Raw genomic sequence first — 17,689 nt, 5'->3', positions numbered from 1 at the left:
CTCAGAAGCCGTTGGGGGCACGGGTGTGCCAGTCGGTCACTTGCTGGTAGCGGTGCGCGACGTTGAGCAACCGGCCTTCCTGGAAGTACGGCGCCAGCAGCTGTACGCCGACCGGCAGGCCGTCGACGAAGCCCGCGGGCATCGACAGGCCCGGCAGACCCGCCAGGTTGGCGGTGATGGTGTAGATGTCTTCGAGGTAGGCGGCGACCGGGTCGCTGCTCTTGGCGCCCAGCTTCCAGGCCGGGTTAGGCGTGGTCGGGCCAAGGATCAGGTCGACCTCGTTGAAAGCGGCCATGAAGTCGTTCTTGATCAGGCGGCGGATCTGTTGCGCCTTCACGTAGTACGCGTCGTAGTAGCCGGCCGACAGGGCGTAGGTGCCGACCATGATGCGGCGCTGGACTTCAACGCCGAAACCTTCGCCACGCGAACGCTTGTACAGGTCGGTCAGGTCTTTGGGCGCCTCGCAGCGGTAGCCGAAGCGCACACCGTCGAAACGCGACAGGTTGGACGAGGCCTCGGCAGGTGCGATCACGTAGTACGCGGCAATGGCGTGCTGCATGTTCGGCAGGCTGATTTCCTTGACCACGGCACCGAGCTTTTCCAGCTCCTTGACGCTGGCCTGGACCAGGTCGGCAATGCGTGGGTCCAGGCCTGCACCGAAGTACTCCTTGGGCAGGCCGATGCGCAGGCCCTGCAAGGAAGCGCCGAGGTTGGCGCTGTAGTCCGGCACCGGCTCCTCGATGCTGGTGGAGTCCTTGGCGTCGAAGCCGGCCATGCCTTGCAGCAGCAAGGCGCAGTCTTCGGCGGTGCGCGCCAGTGGGCCACCCTGGTCGAGGCTGGAAGCGTAGGCGATCATGCCCCAGCGCGAAACACGACCGTACGTCGGTTTCAGGCCGGTGAGGTTGGTCAGCGCCGCCGGCTGGCGGATCGACCCGCCGGTGTCGGTGCCGGTGGTGGCTGGCAGCAGGCGCGCTGCAACGGCCGCGGCAGAACCGCCGGACGAGCCGCCTGGCACGTGTTCCAGGTTCCACGGGTTCTTCACCGCGCCGTAGTGGCTGGATTCGTTGGCCGAACCCATGGCGAACTCGTCCATGTTGGTCTTGCCCAGGGTGACCATGCCGGCTTCGGCCAGCTTGGCGACCACGGTGGCGTCATACGGCGCCTTGAAGTTGTCGAGCATCTTCGAGCCGCAACTGGTGCGCACGCCGTTGGTGCAGAACAGGTCCTTGTGGGCGATGGGCGCACCCAGCAGCGCGCCGGTCTCGCCAGCGGCGCGACGGGCGTCGGCGGCACGCGCCTGGCCCAGGGCCAGTTCGTCGGTGACGCTGATGAAGCTGTTGAGCTGTGGGTCGAGCTGCTTGATGCGCGCCAGCAGCGCGCCGGTCAGCTCTTCGGAAGAAAACGACTTGTCGGCGAGTCCGCGGGCGATCTCGGCCAGGGTCAATTGGTGCATGGCAGGCTCTATCCCTTACTCGATGACTTTGGGAACCAGGTACAGACCGCTTTCGGTCGATGGCGCGATGGCCTGGTAGGCGTCGCGCTGGTTGCTTTCGGTGACCTGGTCGGGACGCAGGCGCTGGCTGGCCTCCAGCGGGTGAGCCAGAGGCTCGATGCCAGTGGTGTCGACAGCTTGCATCTGGTCGACCAGCCCAAGAATGCTGTTGAGGGCGTCGGTAATGCGTGGCAGTTCGCCATCATTCAGGCCCAGGCGGGCCAGATGGGCGATCTTTTCCACGTCGCAGCGTTCAAGCGCCATGGGGATCTCCAAGGGAAACAAAGAACGGAATTTAGGTCCGCAGTGAGGAACATGTCAGCTTTTTGGCGGTCTAACAGCCGCGAATTTCTGCTGGCGTGCTCGGAAAAACAGCCAATTTAACATATTGGCTCCTTGCCCAAAATCCCTGCCATTGTTAGAGTTTGCCGCACTTTTTTACCCACGCTTTCCCCAGGGTCACTTTCCCATGTTCAAGAAACTGCGTGGCATGTTTTCCAGCGATCTTTCCATCGACCTGGGTACTGCCAACACCCTTATTTACGTGCGTGAGCGCGGTATCGTCCTGAATGAGCCCTCGGTTGTTGCCATCCGTACCCATGGCAACCAGAAAAGCGTCGTCGCCGTCGGTACCGAAGCCAAACGCATGCTGGGCCGTACGCCTGGCAACATTGCAGCCATTCGTCCGATGAAGGACGGCGTGATCGCCGACTTCAGCGTTTGCGAAAAAATGTTGCAATATTTCATCAACAAGGTTCACGAGAACAGCTTCCTGCAGCCAAGCCCGCGCGTGCTGATCTGCGTACCGTGCAAATCGACCCAGGTAGAGCGCCGCGCCATTCGCGAGTCGGCCCTGGGTGCCGGTGCCCGTGAAGTGTTCCTGATCGAAGAGCCAATGGCTGCCGCCATCGGTGCCGGCCTGCCGGTAGAAGAGGCCCGCGGTTCGATGGTCGTCGATATTGGTGGCGGCACCACCGAAATCGCCCTGATCTCGCTCAACGGTGTGGTCTACGCCGAGTCAGTGCGTGTTGGCGGTGACCGCTTCGACGAAGCCATCGTGACCTACGTACGCCGTAACTACGGCAGCCTGATCGGCGAGTCCACCGCCGAGCGCATCAAGCAGGAAATCGGCACTGCCTACCCGGGCGGTGAAGTGCGCGAAGTCGACGTGCGTGGCCGTAACCTGGCCGAAGGCGTGCCGCGTGCCTTCACCCTGAACTCCAACGAAGTGCTCGAAGCGCTGCAGGAGTCGCTGGCGACCATCGTTCAGGCAGTGAAGAGCGCCCTCGAGCAATCGCCGCCCGAGCTGGCCTCCGACATCGCCGAGCGTGGCCTGGTGTTGACCGGTGGTGGTGCACTGCTGCGTGACCTCGACAAGCTGCTGGCCCAGGAAACCGGCCTGCCGGTGATCGTCGCCGAAGACCCGCTGACCTGTGTCGCCCGTGGCGGTGGTCGCGCCCTGGAGATGATGGACAAGCACGCGATGGACCTGCTCTCCAGCGAGTGATCCTGCTCGCGGTTCATGAGCGCCCGGTTTACAGGTAGTACGCACAGTGCTACCTGTATGTGCTGGGCTGGCGCCCACACGGGCGCCGTATCCGTCAACCCGCAACCAGGCTGGTGCGTTGTCCCATGTCCAATGACCTCCTGAGTCGTCCACGAGGAACGGCCCATTAAACCGCTTTTCTCCAAGGGCCCTTCGCTGGGCGTTCGCCTGCTCGTTCTGGTGGTGCTGTCAGTCGCGTTGATGGTTGTCGACGCGCGCTTCGACGTGCTCAAACCGGTGCGCAGCCAGATGGGCCTGGTGCTGATGGAGTCGTACTGGATCACCGACTTGCCGCAGCGTGCCTGGCAGGGCGTGGCGGGCCAGTTCGGTAGCCGCACCGAACTGATTGCCGAAAATGAGAAGCTCAAGACCGAGGCCCTGCTGCTGCAGGGGCGCCTGCAGAAGCTGGCGGCCCTGACTGAGCAGAACGTGCGCCTGCGCGAACTGCTCAACTCCTCGGCGCTGGTCAACGAAAAGGTCGAAGTGGCCGAGCTGATCGGGGTCGACCCCAACCCCTTCACGCACCGTATCCTGATCAACAAGGGCGAGCGTGACGGCGTGTTCCTTGGCCAGCCGGTGCTCGATGCCCGCGGCCTGATGGGGCAGGTGGTCGAGTTGATGCCCTATACCTCGCGGGTGCTGCTGCTGACCGACACCACCCACAGCATTCCGGTGCAGGTCAACCGCAATGGCTTGCGCGCGATCGCCAGCGGTACCGGTAACCCCGAACGCCTGGAATTGCGCCATGTGGCCGATACTGCCGACATCAAGGAAGGCGACTTGCTGGTCAGTTCCGGCATGGGCCAGCGCTTCCCGGCCGGCTACCCGGTGGCCACCGTCAATGAAGTGATCCACGACTCCGGGCAGCCGTTCGCTATCGTGCGTGCCATCCCCACCGCCGCGCTCAACCGCAGCCGCTACATGCTGCTGGTGTTCAGTGACCGGCGCACCCCAGAGCAGCGTGCCACCGATGCTGCCATGGCCCAGGAAGAAGCCGACCGCAAGGGCACCGCGCCCGCCGGCCAGCCAGCCACAACCAGCGAGCAGGCCGCACCGGCCACGGGTGCCCCTGCAGCGCCGGCCAGCCCGGCCACGCCAACGGCCCCGGCCGCGCAGCCTGCGGCCCCAAGTGCTGCCCCGGCGGCAGCGCCGGCTGCCCCCGCCCACACCCGGAGACAATGATGGCTGCATCGCGCCGCAACAACGGCTGGGTGATCTGGCTGACTTTCGCCATCGGCCTGCTGCTCAGCGTCTCGCCCATGCCGCAGTTCATGGAAGTGTTCCGGCCCATGTGGCTGGCCTTGCTGGTTTCGTTCTGGACCCTGGCCATGCCGCACAAGGTGGGCATGACCACAGCGTTCGTGCTGGGCCTGGCCGAGGATGTGCTGTACGGCACCTTGCTCGGGCAGAACGCACTGATCCTTACCCTGATCACCTTCCTGGTGCTGTCCTTGCAGCAGCGCCTGCGCATGTTCCCCATGTGGCAGCAAAGCCTGGTCATTCTGGTGATCTTCGGCATTGCCCAGCTGATCCAGCTGTGGCTTAGCGCCCTGACCGGCAACCGTCTGCCCACCCTGGCATTGGTCTGGTCGGCGGTGATCAGCGCCTTGCTCTGGCCGTGGATCAGTTTCGCCCTGCGCGACCTGCGTCGCCGCTTGCGTATCAACTGACGGCGATGCGCCGCTGACAGGGAGATGTCTGCATGAACCCGCTTTACCTGGCCTCCGGCTCGCCTCGCCGCCGTGAATTGCTGACCCAGATCGGCGTGCCGTTCAGCGTCATCAGCGCCCCCATCGACGAAACCCCGCTGGCCGATGAAAGCGCCCAGGCTTACGTCGAGCGTCTGGCCCGGGCCAAGGCTGCCGCTGGCCTAGCCTGCCTCGCCCACCCCGACAACGCCACGGCCCCCGAGCGCCGTGCTGTGGTGCTTGGTGCAGACACGGCAGTGGTGCTCGAAGGGCGTATTCTAGGTAAACCGCAAAGCCGCGACGATGCCTTGGCCATGCTGGCTGATCTGGCTGGCCGCGAGCACCAGGTGCTGACCGCCGTCGCTTTGACCGATGGCCTGCGCGTGCGCAGCCTGTGCGTGGCCAGCAGCGTGCATTTTCGCCCGATCAGTGCCGACGAAGCGCAACGTTACTGGGCCAGCGGCGAGCCGGCGGACAAGGCAGGCGGTTACGCCATCCAGGGCCTGGGTGCGGTGTTCGTCACCGGTCTGGCCGGCAGCTATTCGGCAGTGGTCGGTTTGCCGCTGTGTGAAACCGCAGAATTGCTCGGCCAGTTCGGCATTGCCTGCTGGCAGCCGCTCGTGCCTGCAGCAGAGGTGACAAACCCGCGGTAGCCAGCTCTGCCTTCGCCATCCATCATTACAAGAAACTTTTGACGAGAGCCTGCCATGAGTGAAGAGATCCTGATCAACATCACCCCGATGGAGTCACGCGTGGCGGTGGTGGAAAACGGGGTGCTGCAGGAAGTGCACGTCGAGCGCACTCAGCGCCGTGGCATCGTCGGCAATATCTACAAGGGCAAGGTGGTGCGTGTGCTGCCAGGCATGCAGGCCGCCTTCGTCGACATTGGCCTGGAACGCGCGGCGTTCATCCATGCTTCGGAAATTTCCCAGCGCGAAGGCTCGGCGGTCGAGAACATCACGGCGCTGGTGCACGAGGGCCAGGCGCTGGTGGTACAAGTGACCAAGGACCCGATTGGCACCAAAGGCGCGCGCCTGACCACGCAGTTGTCGATCCCTTCGCGTTATCTGGTGTACATGCCGCGCAGCAGCCACGTTGGCATTTCCCTGAAGATCGAAGACGAAGCCGAACGTGAGCGCCTCAAGCAGGTGGTCAGCAACTGCATGGAGAGCGAGAACATCAAGGATGCCGGCGGGTTCATCCTGCGCACTGCCGCCGAAGGCGCACGGGCCGAGGAAATCCTGCAGGACATCCGCTACCTGCGCCGCCTGTGGGAGCAGATCGGCAGCCAGATCAAGACCTGCGGTGCACCGACGGTCATCTACGAAGACCTGGGCCTGGCCCTGCGAACCCTGCGGGACCTGGTCAACCCGAAGATCGAGAAGATCCGCATCGACTCGCGGGAAACCTTCCAGAAAACCATGCAGTTCGTGAGCGAACTCATGCCGGAAATCGCCGACCGCCTCGAGCACTACCCTGGCGAGCGGCCGATCTTCGATCTGTATGGCGTCGAGGACGAAATACAGCGCGCGCTGGAGCGCAAGGTGCCGCTCAAGTCGGGTGGCTATCTGGTGGTCGACCCGGCCGAGGCGATGACCACCATCGACGTCAACACGGGGGCTTTCGTCGGGCATCGCAACCTTGAAGAAACCATCTTCAAGACCAACCTCGAGGCCGCTACCGCCATCGCCCGGCAGCTGCGCCTGCGCAACATCGGCGGCATCATCATCATCGACTTCATCGATATGGAAGATGAAGAGCACCAGCGCCAGGTTCTGCGCACCCTGGAAAAACAGCTGGAACGCGACCATGCCAAGACCAACATCATCGGCATCACTGAGCTGGGCCTGGTGCAGATGACCCGCAAGCGCACGCGCGAAAGCCTGGAGCAGGTGCTGTGCGAGCCCTGCCTGGCTTGCCAGGGGCGTGGCAAGCTGAAAACCCCCGAGACCATCTGTTACGAAATTTTCCGCGAGATCCTGCGTGAGGCCCGTGCTTACCAGGCCGAAGGCTACCGTGTGCTGGCCAACCAGAAGGTGGTTGACCGCCTGCTGGACGAAGAGTCGGGCAACGTTGCCGAACTGGAAGCCTTCATCGGTAGAACCATTCGCTTCCAGGTCGAGTCGATGTATTCGCAGGAACAATACGACGTGGTGCTGCTCTGAGGCCCTCAGCAACACGTCGCTGCCTCGTCGCGCTGGCGAAACCCGTGCGACGGGCCATCATGGATAAACGACTTGGAGGGCCACGGCCATGGGACGTCTGACCCGCGTTCTTGTTGCCTTGACCCGCTGGGGGCTGGGCATATGCGCCTTGTTGGCGGTATTGGTGGCGCTGTATGTCAGCCTCGGCCGTGCATTGATACCCCTGGTAGCCGAGTACCGTGCCGACGTGCAGAGCAAGGCCGAGCAAGCGCTTGGCATGCCGGTACATGTGGGCGCCCTGGAGGGGCGCTGGAGCGGCCTGGCGCCGGTATTGCGGGTGCGCGACCTGCAACTGGGCGAAGGTGCCAAGGCGTTGCGCCTGGATGAGGTCATGGTCGTGCCTGATGTATGGGCCAGCCTGCTGGCGCGTGAGGTACGCCTGTCGCGTATCCAGCTCGGTGGCCTGCAATTGATCGTGCGCGAGAACGGGCAGGGCGCCTGGAACCTCGAGGGCCTGCCGCAGCAGGACGATACGCCGCTGAACCCTGCCGAGTTGCTGCAGCGCCTGCGCCAACTGGGCCGCGTCGATGTGTTCGACAGCCAGGTCACCTTGCACCCGTGGCAGCGTGACCCGCTGACCCTGACGTATGTGAGTGCCGGCTTGCAGGCCGGCCCCTCGCGGCAGGCCCTGGACCTGCGGGCGACGCTGCCCGATGGCCAGCCCCTGGCGATGAACCTGCGCAGTCGTGTTTCTGCCGAGGCTTGGCGTGACGGCCAGGTCGAGGCCTACCTGAGCCTGCCGCAAAGCGACTGGTCGCAGTGGTTGCCGCCCAGCCTGCTGGGCCAATGGCATGCCGACGCACTGCGTGCAGGCGGCGAGTTCTGGGTCGATTGGGGCAAGGGGCAGTTGCAGAATGCCGTGGTGCGGCTCAATGCCCCTGAGCTGAAAGGCGCCTACAGCGGGCGCAAGGCCGCCATGTTGAGCAACCTGGCCATGGGCGCCTGGTTCCAGCGCCGCGACCAGGGCTTCGACGTTGTGGTCGACTCGCTGGCCATGGACCTCGTTAAAAGCCGTTGGGAGACGCACCTGCAGGTGCAGCAGCGCCCCGGTGAGCAGGCGGCCGATGAGAGCTGGCAGGTGCAGGCCGATCGGCTCGACCTCACGCCCCTGACCCCGCTGATCGAGGCCCTGGCACCGCTACCCGACGCGGCCATGGCGGCGGTCACTGGCCTGAAGGTGACCGGTGGTCTGCGCAACGTGCGGCTGCAGGCCCGGCCCAAGGCCGAAGGCGACCAGCGCCTGCAGTTCGAAGCCAACCTGGACAAGGTCGGTTTCAATGCTTATCACAGTGCCCCGGCTGCGGGTAACGTCAGCGGCAGTATCAGTGGCGACCTGGGCCACGGCGAGCTGCGCCTGGACACTGAAGCCTTCATGCTGCACTTGTACCCGATCTTCGCCAAACCCTGGCACTACCAGAAGGCCAACGCGCGCTTGACCTGGGTGCTGGACAAGCAGGGCTTCACCCTTGTCGCGCCCTACCTGAAGGTGCTGGGCGAAGAAGGCAAGATTGCCGGCGATTTCCTGATTCGCCTGCTGTTCGAGGAAGGCCGCGAGGACTACATGGACCTGCGCGTCGGCTTGACCGACGGCGATGGCCGTTATACCGCCAAGTATCTGCCCGAAGTGCTCAGCCCGGCCCTCGACGAGTGGCTGCGCAGCGCCATCGTCAAGGGCGCGGTGGACGAAGGCTATTTCCAGTACCAGGGCTCGCTGAACCATGGCGCGGCGCCAGAGGCCCGCAGTATCAGCCTGTTCTTCAAGGTGCATGACGCCGCACTGGACTTCCAGCCGGGCTGGCCGCAAGTCCAGCATGTGGATGGCGACGTCTTCATCGAGGACAGCGGCGTGAGGGTCAAGGCCCGGCGCGGGGTGCTGCTGGACACCAAGGTCAGTGACGTCGACGTCGACATCCCGCATGTCGACGAGGGCCAGCAGAGCCACCTGTTCCTGACGGGCAATTTCGATGGCAGCCTGGGTGATGGCCTGAAGATCCTCAAGCAAGCGCCTATCGGCACCGGTGAGATCTTCGCCGATTGGGAGGGTGAAGGGCCGCTGAAGGGTAAGCTCAAGCTCGATATCCCGCTGGCTCACGGGCAGCGGCCCAAAGTGCAGGTAGACTTCGCCACCCATGACGCGCGCCTGAAGGTCGCCCCGCCCACCCTTGAGCTGAGCCGCTTGAAAGGTGACTTCAGCTTCGATTTCGACAAAGGCCTCAGCGGCAAGGGCATCAGCCTGCAGGCCTTCGGCAAGCCCGTCACGGCGCAGATAACGGCCGAGGGCCAACCCGGGCAGATGCAGACCCGCATCGATGCCAATGGCCAGGTAGCGCTCAAGGCATTGACCGACTGGCTGCAGTTCAAGCAAGCCCTGCCGGCTTCCGGCGACCTGCCTTACCAGTTGCAACTGAGCCTGGGCAGCCGTGACAATCGTTTGAGCGTCAACTCCAACCTCAAGGGGCTGGCGGTCGATTTGCCAGCGCCATTCGGCAAGGCGGCGGGGGAAACCCGTGACAGCCGTTTCAGCATGACGCTACAGGGCCCGGAGCGGCGTTTCGACGCCGGCTACGGTGACCTTGCCCGTGCTGCCTACGCCGCGCCGGCCGACAAGCTCGGCCAAGGCCGGGGCGAGTTGTTGCTGGGCACCGGTGATGCCCAGTTGCCCGCTGCACAGGGCCTGCGCGTGCGTGGGCGCCTGGAAACGCTGGACCTGGCCCCTTGGCAAGAGCAGGCCTCACGGCTGGCCGGAGACGACCCAGGTGGCAGTGCGCGGCAGGTGCTGCAAAGCGTGGACCTGAGCATTGGCCAGCTCAAGGCGTTTGGCACCGAGCTGAACCAGGCCCTGGTACGGTTGAGCCGAGGCGGCCCCGCCTGGGACCTGCGCCTCGACAGCCAGGAAGTCATCGGCAATGCCCGCGTGCCGGATGCCAAGGGTGCGCCGATGGTCGTGCGCCTGCAGACGCTGCGGCTGCCAGCGCCCAGCCCCGCGGAAAAACAAGCCCAGGAGCGCGCCGAAGATGGGCCGGACCCGCTTGCCACCTTCGACCCGCGCAAAGTCCCGGCGCTGGACCTGAGCATCGACAAGCTGTACCGCGGTGACGACCTGTTCGGCAGCGCCTCGATCAAGCTGCGGCCTACTGCACGCGGGGTTGCCGCCAGCGATATCGCTCTTGACTTCAAGGGCCTGCGCATTGGCGGTGGCGGTGGCTGGGAGGGCGAAACGGGCAAGACCAGCAGCTGGTACAAAGGCCGCCTGCAAGGCAAGAACCTGGGCGACGTGCTCAAGGCCTGGGGCTTTGCCCCGACCGTCACCAGCCGCGACTTCCGCCTGGACGTGGACGGCCGCTGGCCAGGCTCGCCGGCTGCCGTCAGCCTGACGCGCTTCTCGGGCAGCATGGACGCGGCGTTGCGGTCTGGCCAGTTCGTCGAGGTCGATGGCAGTGCCCAGGCGTTGCGGGTCTTTGGCCTGCTCAACTTCAATTCGATTGGCCGACGCCTGCGGTTGGACTTCTCCGACCTGTTCGACAAAGGCCTGGCCTATGACCGGGTCAAAGGCCTGCTGGCGGCCAGCAATGGCGTGTACGTGACCCGCGAACCGATCACCATGACCGGCCCGTCGAGCAGCTTCGAGCTGGAGGGCACGTTGGACCTGGTACGTGACCAGGTCAATGCCAACCTGCAGGTGAGCCTGCCGGTGACCAACAATCTGCCGCTGGCCGCGTTGATCGTGGGGGCGCCAGCCGTGGGCGGGGCGTTGTTCCTGGTCGACCGGCTGATCGGTGACCGCGTCTCGCGTTTTGCCAGCGTGCATTACCGTGTCGAAGGGCCGTGGAAAGAGCCTAGAATCACCTTTGTGAAACCCTTCGAGAAATAGTGCCAGGAGTGCCCATGAAGGCAGCGGTGATCCAGATGGTCAGCCAGGACGACGTGCTGGCCAACCTGCAGCGTGCCGGTGCCTTGCTGGAGCAGGCTGCACAGGGTGGTGCGCGGCTGGCGGTGCTGCCGGAAAACTTCGCTGCCATGGGCCGCAAGGACGCCGCAGCCATCGGCCGAGCCGAGGCATCGGGGAACGGGCCTATCCTGCCATGGTTGAAACGTACCGCCCGCGACCTCAGGTTATGGATAGTCGCCGGTACCTTGCCCTTGCCACCGGTCGGCCAGCCCGACGCAAAGGCACACGCCTGCTCGCTGCTGATCGATGAGCACGGTGAAGTGGCTGCGCGCTATGACAAGCTGCACTTGTTCGACGTGGACGTTGCCGATAACCGCGGCCGCTACCGTGAATCGGATGACTTTGCCCCTGGCGCACGCGTGGTGGTGGCGGACACGCCGGTCGGGCGGCTGGGGTTGAGCGTATGTTACGACTTGCGCTTCCCAGAGTTGTACAGCGCGCTGCGTGCCGCTGGCGCTGAACTGATCAGCGCACCGGCGGCCTTCACTGCGGTAACCGGCGCAGCTCACTGGGACGTGCTGGTGCGCGCCCGGGCCATCGAGACCCAGTGCTACCTGTTGGCGGCAGCGCAGGGCGGCACCCACCCAGGCCCACGGGAAACCCATGGCCATGCGGCGATCGTCGACCCTTGGGGGCGGATCGTGGCACAACAGGCGCAAGGCGAAGCGGTATTGCTTGCCGAGCGCGACATTGAAGAACAGGCGTCCATCCGGGCGCGCATGCCGGTGGTAGCCCACCGGCGCTTTTTTTCGCAGGACGCATTGCGGCCTGCGCCCACCTTGGAGTGACTATGAGCCAGATGTTATCCACCGTCAGTGAGCAGCTCCTGGCCCCAGGCGGCTTGACCCTGGACAGCCTGCAAAGCGTGCTCGGTGAATTGGCCGGCCCCGGCATCGACGCTGCCGACCTGTATTTCCAGGGCCAGATTTCAGAAACCTGGCCGCTGGAAGACGGCATCGTCAAAGAGGGCAGCTTCAACCTGGACCAAGGCGTGGGCGTGCGTGCCCTGTCCGGTGAAAAGACCGGCTTCGCCTACAGCAATGCCATCAACCTTGAAGCGCTGACGTCGGCCGCGCGCGCCGCCCGTTCGATTTCCCGCGCCGGGCAGAACGGCACCGTGCAGGCCTTCCGCAGCCCGTCAGTGACCGCGCTGTATGCGGCGGACAACCCGCTCGATGTACTCAGCCGTGCCGAAAAGGTCGAGTTGCTGAAGCGTGTCGATGCCGCGACCCGCGCGCTTGACCCGCGTATCCAGCAGGTCAGCGTGAGCATGGCCGGGGTCTGGGAGCGCATCCTCATCGCTGCAGCGGACGGCAGCCTGGCTGCAGATGTGCGGCCGCTGGTGCGTTTCAATGTGAGCGTCATCGTTGAGCAGAACGGCCGTCGCGAGCGCGGCGGGCAGGGGGGTGGCGGGCGTACCGACTACCGTTTCTTCACCGAAGAGCGGGTCATGGGCTATGCCCGTGAGGCGCTGCGCCAGGCGCTGGTGAACCTCGAAGCTATCCCCGCGCCGGCCGGTACCTTGCCAGTGGTGCTGGGCTCGGGATGGTCGGGCGTGCTGCTGCACGAGGCGGTCGGCCATGGCCTGGAAGGTGACTTCAACCGCAAGGGCAGCTCGGCCTTCAGTGGCCGGGTTGGCGAGAAAGTGGCGTCGAGCCTGTGCACCATCGTCGATGACGGCACCCTGGAAGGCCGCCGCGGTTCGCTGAGCGTGGATGACGAAGGTACGCCGACCGAGTGCACCACCCTGATCGAGAACGGTGTGCTCAAGGGCTACATGCAGGACAAGCTGAACGCGCGGCTGATGGGCATGGCAGTGACCGGCAATGGTCGCCGCGAATCCTACGCTCACCTGCCGATGCCACGCATGACCAACACCTACATGCGTGCCGGCGAAAGCGACCCGCAGGAAATTATCGCCTCGGTGAAGAAGGGCATCTACTGCGCCAACCTCGGGGGTGGCCAGGTGGACATCACCAGCGGCAAGTTCGTGTTTTCGACCAGCGAGGCCTACCTGATCGAAGACGGCAAGATTACCGCACCGGTGAAGGGCGCGACCTTGATTGGCAATGGTCCGGAGGCGATGAGCCGGGTGTCGATGGTCGGCAACGACCTGGCGCTGGACAGCGGGGTAGGGACGTGCGGCAAGGACGGGCAATCGGTGCCGGTCGGGGTTGGGCAGCCGACCCTGAAGCTGGATGCGATCACCGTGGGCGGTACCGGCGCGTGATGGCCTTTGGGGCCGTTGTGGGAGCGGGCTTGTCCGCCAGCACCGGCGAAGCCGGTGCCGGGCACCGCGTCGCCTGCTTCGCGGGCACGCCCGCTCCCACAGGGTCCCAGCCTGTCAGCGCAACCCGCGCTGCAACTCGTCGAGGTCGCGGATGTACTTGAACACCTTGCGCGCGGCGGCCGGCGGTTTGTTCCGCGCCTTCTCGTGCTGGGCATGGCGCACCAGCGAACGCAGTTGCTGGCGATCGGTGTCGGGGTATTCGTTGACGAAGCGTTCAAGGTCTTCGTCGTTACCGTCGACCAACCGGTCGCGCCAGCGCTCCAGGCCGTGGAAGCGTTCGTTGTACTGGCGAGTCGAGCTGTCCATCTGCTCGAGCAGGGCATGGATGGCATCCAGGTCCTGCACGCGCATCAGCTTGCCGACGAACGACATGTGGCGTTTACGCGCACCATGAGCAGTGTGCTTGCTGGCCTCGGCAAGGGCCTTGCGCAGCTCGTCGGTCAACGGCAGGCGGGCCAGGGTATCGGCCTTGAGCGTAGTCAGGCGCTCGCCGAGTTCGACCAGCGCATGCAGCTCGCGCTTGATCTGGGTTTTGCTTTTTTCGCCGTCGAAGGCGTCGTCGTTTGAATCAACCATGGTGGCAGTCCGCTAGAAATCGCCGCCATGATAACCAGTCGGGGGCCGCTTGTCCGGCCCGGTCGTAGAATGACCCTCGCCGAACGCAGAATTTGAGTGGAGAGAACCATGAGTGCAGTCCAGAGCGTAGGTCCGAAAGACCTGCCAGCATTGCAAGAGCAGGTCGAGGCGATCATCGCCGAAGCGCGCCGCCAAGGGGCCAGTGCCTGCGAAGTGGCCGTGTCGCTGGAGCAGGGCCTGTCCACCACGGTACGTCAGCGCGAGGTCGAAACGGTTGAATTCAACCGCGACCAGGGCTTTGGCATCACCCTCTATGTTGGCCAGCGCAAAGGCTCGGCCAGTACCTCGGCCAGTGGCCCGGAGGCGATCCGGGAAACCGTCGCGGCAGCGCTGGCCATTGCCAGGCACACCTCCGAGGACGACTGTTCGGGCCTGGCGGACGCGGCGTTGATGGCCCGGGAAATTCCGGACCTGGACCTGTATCACGACTGGGCTCTCGAGCCCGAGAAAGCCATCGAGATGGCCTTGGCGTGCGAAGCGGCGGCGTTCGATGCCGACCCGCGCATCCTCAATGCCGATGGCACCACCCTCAACACCCACCAGGGCTGCCGCGTGTATGGCAACAGCCACGGGTTCATCGGTGCTTACGCCTCGACCCGGCACAGCCTCAGCTGCGTGATGATCGCTGAAGGCGACGGGCAGATGCAGCGCGATTACTGGTATGACGTCAACCGCCAGGGCAACCTGTTGGCCGACCCGCGCAGCATTGGTGTGCGTGCCGCGCAGCGGGCCGCTAGCCGCCTCGGCGCGCGCCCGGTGCCAACCTGCGAAGTGCCGGTGCTGTTTTCCGCAGAACTGGCAGGCGGTTTGTTCGGCAGCTTTCTGTCGGCGATTTCCGGCGGCAATCTGTACCGCAAGTCGTCGTTCCTCGAAGGCAGCATCGGCCAGCGCCTGTTCCCGTCCTGGCTGACCCTCGACGAGCGCCCGCACATTCCGCGCGCGCTGGCCAGTGCAGCGTTCGACGCCGACGGCCTGGCGACCTACGCCAAACCGTTCGTCGACAAAGGCGAGCTGGTGTCGTATCTGCTGGGTACCTATTCGGGGCGCAAGCTGGGCTTGCCCAGCACGGCCAACGCGGGGGGTGTACACAACCTGTTCGTCAGCCACGGCGTCGAGGACCAGGCTGCCCTGATCCGGCGTATGGGGCGTGGGCTTTTGGTGACCGAGCTGATGGGCCAGGGCCTGAACATGGTGACGGGTGATTACTCCCGAGGGGCAGCGGGTTTCTGGGTCGAGAATGGTGAAATCCAGCATGCGGTGCAGGAAGTGACGATTGCCGGCAACATGAAGGATATGTTCCAGCAGATTGTCGCGATTGGCAGCGATCTTGAAACACGCAGCAATATCCACACTGGGTCGGTGCTGATCGAGCGGATGACTGTGGCAGGTAGCTGATTCATTGCCTGTACGGCCCATTCGCGGGCTCGCCCGCTCCCACAGTGTGAAGCCTATGCAACCCCCTGTAGGAGCGGGCAAGCCCGCGAAGAGGCCGGTACAGGCAATAAAGAATTTCCAGTGGAATACAAGACCCGGCCCTCGCGCCGGGTTTTTTCTTTCATCAGCTCCCCTTGAAGTGATTCTATTTATCAATTAATAATGAATATCATTATCCAGTAACTCGGCGATGATGTTCATGAATTCCGTCCTCCGCGAACTGCCCTACCTGGAAAACTGGCGCTGGCTCAGCCGCCGGATCCGCTGCGCGCTCGAACCTGACGAGCCGCGCCTGATCGAGCACTACCTGGCCGAAGGCCGTTACCTGGTGTGCTGTACCGAAACCTCGCCATGGACGGTGGCGTTGACCTCCTTCCGCCTGCTGCTCGACACCGCCTGCGACCGCATGTTGCCCTGGCACTGGCGCTGCCTGTGCCTGGACCAGGCCTGGCGGCCGTTGCTGGACCTGCGCAACCTCGACCGCCAGGCCCAGAACCAGCGTTGGCAGGCCTACGCCATTCAGTTGGCCAACTGCAGCCTGCTGCCGTCGATTTCTCCCGATGAACTGATGCAAGGATTTGATGATGAGTGATACCCGTATCGAGCGCGACAGCATGGGTGAATTGCAGGTGCCGGCCCAAGCCCTGTATGGCGCCCAGACCCAGCGCGCGGTCGACAATTTCCCGATCAGCGGCCAGCGCATGCCGGCCCAGTTCATTCGTGCCTTGCTGCTGGCCAAAGCGGCTGCGGCCAAGGCCAACGTAGAGCTGGAGCAGCTGTCCGCCGGCCAGGGGCAGGCCATCGTCAAGGCGGTGGAACAGCTGCTGGCGCAGGACTACATCCAGCACTTCCCGGTCGACGTGTTTCAGACAGGCTCGGGCACCAGCTCGAACATGAACGCGAACGAGGTGATCGCCACCCTGGCCAGCCGTGTGCTCAGCGAGCCGGTCAATGCCAACGACCACGTCAATTGCGGCCAGAGCAGCAATGACATCATTCCCACCACCATTCACGTCAGCGCTGCCCTCGCCGTGCATGAGCAGCTGTTGCCTGCCCTGGCGCACCTGGTGCAGGTGATCGAGGCCAAGTCCAGGCAGGTGCATCAGTACGTGAAAACCGGCCGTACCCACCTGATGGATGCAATGCCCGTGCGCCTGAGCCAGGTGCTGGACGGTTGGGCAGCGCAGATCGAAGGTGCCAAGGCGCACATTGAAGCCACCCTGCCAAGCCTGCAGGCGCTGGCCCAGGGCGGCACCGCAGTGGGCACCGGCATCAATGCCCACCCGCAATTCGCTGCCGCTTTCGCGCGCCAGCTCAGCGGCCTGACCCAGGTCCAGTTCACGCCGGGGCACAACCTGTTTGCCCTGATCGGTTCGCAGGATACCGCGGTAGCCCTGTCCGGCCAGCTCAAGACCACAGCGGTGGCATTGATGAAGATTGCCAACGACCTGCGCTGGATGAACTCGGGCCCTCTGGCCGGCCTTGGGGAAATCGAACTGCAGGGTCTGCAGCCGGGCTCTTCGATCATGCCAGGCAAGGTCAACCCGGTCATCCCGGAGGCTACGGCCATGGTCGCCGCGCAGGTCATCGGCAACGACGCCACTATCGCCGTGGCTGGGCAGTCGGGCAACTTCGAACTGAACGTGATGTTGCCGCTGATCGCACGCAACCTGCTGGAGAGCATCGAGTTGATGGCCAACGTCAGCCGCCTGCTGGCCGACAAAGCCATTGCCAGCTTCAAGGTCAACGAGGCCAAGCTGAAGGAGGCGCTGGCGCGCAACCCGATCCTGGTCACTGCACTGAACCCGATCATCGGCTACCTGAAGGCCGCTGAAATTGCCAAGACCGCCTACCAGCAAGGTCGCCCGATCATTGATGTCGCCCTGGAGCATACCGACCTGTCGCGGGACCAGCTGGAAACGCTGCTGGACCCGGAAAAACTCACCGCTGGCGGCATCTGACACTGCCTTACCGCCGAGGAAACAGACATGCAGCACTGGAAACGCACCATGGAACTGGCCAACCGCCTGTTCGAACAAGGCGAGCTGGTCGATGCCCGGGAACATTACCTGCAAGCCCTGGCCCTGGCCCAGGTGCTGTTCGAGCGCTGGCATGACGTCGACGAAGCGGTGGCTGCCCTGGTCGTCGCTCACCATAACCTGGCCGACCTGCACCTGCGCCTGAACCAGCCGCATGAAAGTGCCGATTACCTCTGTGCCGCGCACCAGTGGCTGCTACAGGCCAGCCAGCAAGCCCGCTTGCCACAGGCGCTGCGGGACGCAGCCCTGCGCCACAGTGGGCGTACCTACACCGAACTGCTCGGTTTCATTGCGGAGTACGGCCAGTACCCGCGTACCGAACGCCTGCTCAACCGCCACAACATCGGGGCCAGCGAACTCGCTGCCCCGGCCGGCGTGGTACCCAGTACTCAAGCCTACGGAATTCACTGA

The 17,689-nt window shown here is 64.4% G+C and carries 15 protein-coding genes; 12 read left to right on the top strand and 3 right to left on the bottom strand.

The window, feature by feature from the left end; genetic code table 11:
• Position 1: 1 nt before the first annotated feature.
• Positions 2–1,453, bottom strand: coding sequence for an Asp-tRNA(Asn)/Glu-tRNA(Gln) amidotransferase subunit GatA (gene gatA, locus APH30_RS02485; protein ID WP_054890020.1), 1,452 nt, complete (start codon positions 1,451–1,453; stop codon positions 2–4).
• Between the two features lie 15 nt (positions 1,454–1,468).
• A complete protein-coding gene (gatC, locus tag APH30_RS02480; protein ID WP_003255165.1) occupies positions 1,469–1,756 on the bottom strand; it encodes an Asp-tRNA(Asn)/Glu-tRNA(Gln) amidotransferase subunit GatC in 288 nt (95 codons plus the stop codon).
• A 205-nt stretch (positions 1,757–1,961) separates the two neighbouring features.
• On the opposite strand from gatC, the gene mreB reads away from it, so the two are divergent.
• The 8 genes from mreB (at position 1,962) to tldD (ending at position 13,109) form a co-directional block, all read left to right on the top strand.
• On the top strand, positions 1,962–2,999 hold the full coding sequence (gene mreB, locus APH30_RS02475) for a rod shape-determining protein MreB (RefSeq protein WP_003255163.1): 1,038 nt from the start codon (positions 1,962–1,964) through the stop codon (positions 2,997–2,999).
• A gap of 195 nt (positions 3,000–3,194) precedes the next feature.
• A complete protein-coding gene (gene mreC / locus APH30_RS02470) occupies positions 3,195–4,220 on the top strand; it encodes a rod shape-determining protein MreC (RefSeq protein ID WP_371262765.1) in 1,026 nt (341 codons plus the stop codon).
• Positions 4,220–4,708, top strand: a complete 489-nt coding sequence (gene mreD, locus APH30_RS02465; RefSeq protein WP_029885529.1) for a rod shape-determining protein MreD — start codon at positions 4,220–4,222, stop codon at positions 4,706–4,708. The genes mreC and mreD overlap by 1 nt, the downstream gene beginning before the upstream one ends.
• A 32-nt stretch (positions 4,709–4,740) precedes the next feature.
• The gene (locus APH30_RS02460; RefSeq protein WP_054911626.1) at positions 4,741–5,379 is read left to right on the top strand and encodes a nucleoside triphosphate pyrophosphatase; all 639 of its coding nucleotides are present in this window, start codon (positions 4,741–4,743) and stop codon (positions 5,377–5,379) included.
• 54 nt (positions 5,380–5,433) lie between these two features.
• On the top strand, positions 5,434–6,891 hold the full coding sequence (gene rng, locus APH30_RS02455) for a ribonuclease G (RefSeq protein WP_009683058.1): 1,458 nt from the start codon (positions 5,434–5,436) through the stop codon (positions 6,889–6,891).
• An 88-nt stretch (positions 6,892–6,979) separates the two neighbouring features.
• Positions 6,980–10,801 carry a YhdP family protein gene (locus tag APH30_RS02450; RefSeq protein ID WP_054911625.1) on the top strand — a complete coding sequence of 1,274 codons (3,822 nt, stop codon included), beginning with the start codon at positions 6,980–6,982 and terminating at the stop codon, positions 10,799–10,801.
• A 14-nt stretch (positions 10,802–10,815) separates the two neighbouring features.
• The gene (locus APH30_RS02445) at positions 10,816–11,667 is read left to right on the top strand and encodes a carbon-nitrogen hydrolase family protein (protein ID WP_054911624.1); all 852 of its coding nucleotides are present in this window, start codon (positions 10,816–10,818) and stop codon (positions 11,665–11,667) included.
• A 2-nt stretch (positions 11,668–11,669) separates the two neighbouring features.
• On the top strand, positions 11,670–13,109 hold the full coding sequence (tldD, locus tag APH30_RS02440; protein ID WP_054911623.1) for a metalloprotease TldD: 1,440 nt from the start codon (positions 11,670–11,672) through the stop codon (positions 13,107–13,109).
• 114 nt (positions 13,110–13,223) lie between these two features.
• Here tldD and yjgA read toward each other — a convergent pair whose 3' ends face one another.
• Entirely contained in the window at positions 13,224–13,745 is a 522-nt protein-coding gene (yjgA, locus tag APH30_RS02435; RefSeq protein WP_054911622.1) for a ribosome biogenesis factor YjgA, read from the bottom strand.
• Between the two features lie 108 nt (positions 13,746–13,853).
• Between yjgA and pmbA the strand changes: the two genes are divergently transcribed.
• The 4 genes from pmbA to APH30_RS02415 all read left to right on the top strand — a co-directional run bounded on the left by pmbA (position 13,854) and on the right by APH30_RS02415 (position 17,689).
• Entirely contained in the window at positions 13,854–15,200 is a 1,347-nt protein-coding gene (pmbA, locus tag APH30_RS02430) for a metalloprotease PmbA (RefSeq protein ID WP_054911621.1), read from the top strand.
• A 229-nt stretch (positions 15,201–15,429) separates the two neighbouring features.
• Complete coding sequence (locus APH30_RS02425; RefSeq protein WP_054911620.1) at positions 15,430–15,831, top strand: hypothetical protein; 402 nt, start codon at positions 15,430–15,432, stop codon at positions 15,829–15,831.
• Complete coding sequence (locus tag APH30_RS02420; protein ID WP_054911619.1) at positions 15,824–17,200, top strand: lyase family protein; 1,377 nt, start codon at positions 15,824–15,826, stop codon at positions 17,198–17,200. Before APH30_RS02425 ends, APH30_RS02420 begins: the two co-directional genes overlap by 8 nt.
• Positions 17,201–17,227: 27 nt before the next feature.
• Positions 17,228–17,689, top strand: coding sequence for a hypothetical protein (locus APH30_RS02415; protein WP_029887552.1), 462 nt, complete (start codon positions 17,228–17,230; stop codon positions 17,687–17,689).

Origin of the sequence: Pseudomonas sp. NBRC 111127 (assembly GCF_001320345.1) — a bacterium.
Classification (GTDB): domain Bacteria; phylum Pseudomonadota; class Gammaproteobacteria; order Pseudomonadales; family Pseudomonadaceae; genus Aquipseudomonas; species Aquipseudomonas juntendi.
The sequence above is the reverse complement of the archived record's forward strand: the minus strand, read 5'-3'. Positions and strand labels throughout refer to the sequence as shown.

Excerpts from the sequence above, each read along its gene's own strand:
- gatC (WP_003255165.1), bottom strand. The coding sequence starts at position 1,756 with ATGGCGCTTGAACGCTGCGACGTGGAAAAGATCGCCCATCTGGCCCGC.
- APH30_RS02450 (WP_054911625.1), top strand. The coding sequence starts at position 6,980 with ATGGGACGTCTGACCCGCGTTCTTGTTGCCTTGACCCGCTGGGGGCTG.
- APH30_RS02445 (WP_054911624.1), top strand. The coding sequence starts at position 10,816 with ATGAAGGCAGCGGTGATCCAGATGGTCAGCCAGGACGACGTGCTGGCC.
- pmbA (WP_054911621.1), top strand. The coding sequence starts at position 13,854 with ATGAGTGCAGTCCAGAGCGTAGGTCCGAAAGACCTGCCAGCATTGCAA.
- APH30_RS02415 (WP_029887552.1), top strand. The coding sequence starts at position 17,228 with ATGCAGCACTGGAAACGCACCATGGAACTGGCCAACCGCCTGTTCGAA.
- yjgA (WP_054911622.1), bottom strand. The coding sequence starts at position 13,745 with ATGGTTGATTCAAACGACGACGCCTTCGACGGCGAAAAAAGCAAAACC.
- rng (WP_009683058.1), top strand. The coding sequence starts at position 5,434 with ATGAGTGAAGAGATCCTGATCAACATCACCCCGATGGAGTCACGCGTG.
- APH30_RS02420 (WP_054911619.1), top strand. The coding sequence starts at position 15,824 with ATGAGTGATACCCGTATCGAGCGCGACAGCATGGGTGAATTGCAGGTG.
- APH30_RS02460 (WP_054911626.1), top strand. The coding sequence starts at position 4,741 with ATGAACCCGCTTTACCTGGCCTCCGGCTCGCCTCGCCGCCGTGAATTG.
- gatA (WP_054890020.1), bottom strand. The coding sequence starts at position 1,453 with ATGCACCAATTGACCCTGGCCGAGATCGCCCGCGGACTCGCCGACAAG.
- APH30_RS02425 (WP_054911620.1), top strand. The coding sequence starts at position 15,430 with ATGATGTTCATGAATTCCGTCCTCCGCGAACTGCCCTACCTGGAAAAC.
- mreD (WP_029885529.1), top strand. The coding sequence starts at position 4,220 with ATGGCTGCATCGCGCCGCAACAACGGCTGGGTGATCTGGCTGACTTTC.
- tldD (WP_054911623.1), top strand. The coding sequence starts at position 11,670 with ATGAGCCAGATGTTATCCACCGTCAGTGAGCAGCTCCTGGCCCCAGGC.
- mreB (WP_003255163.1), top strand. The coding sequence starts at position 1,962 with ATGTTCAAGAAACTGCGTGGCATGTTTTCCAGCGATCTTTCCATCGAC.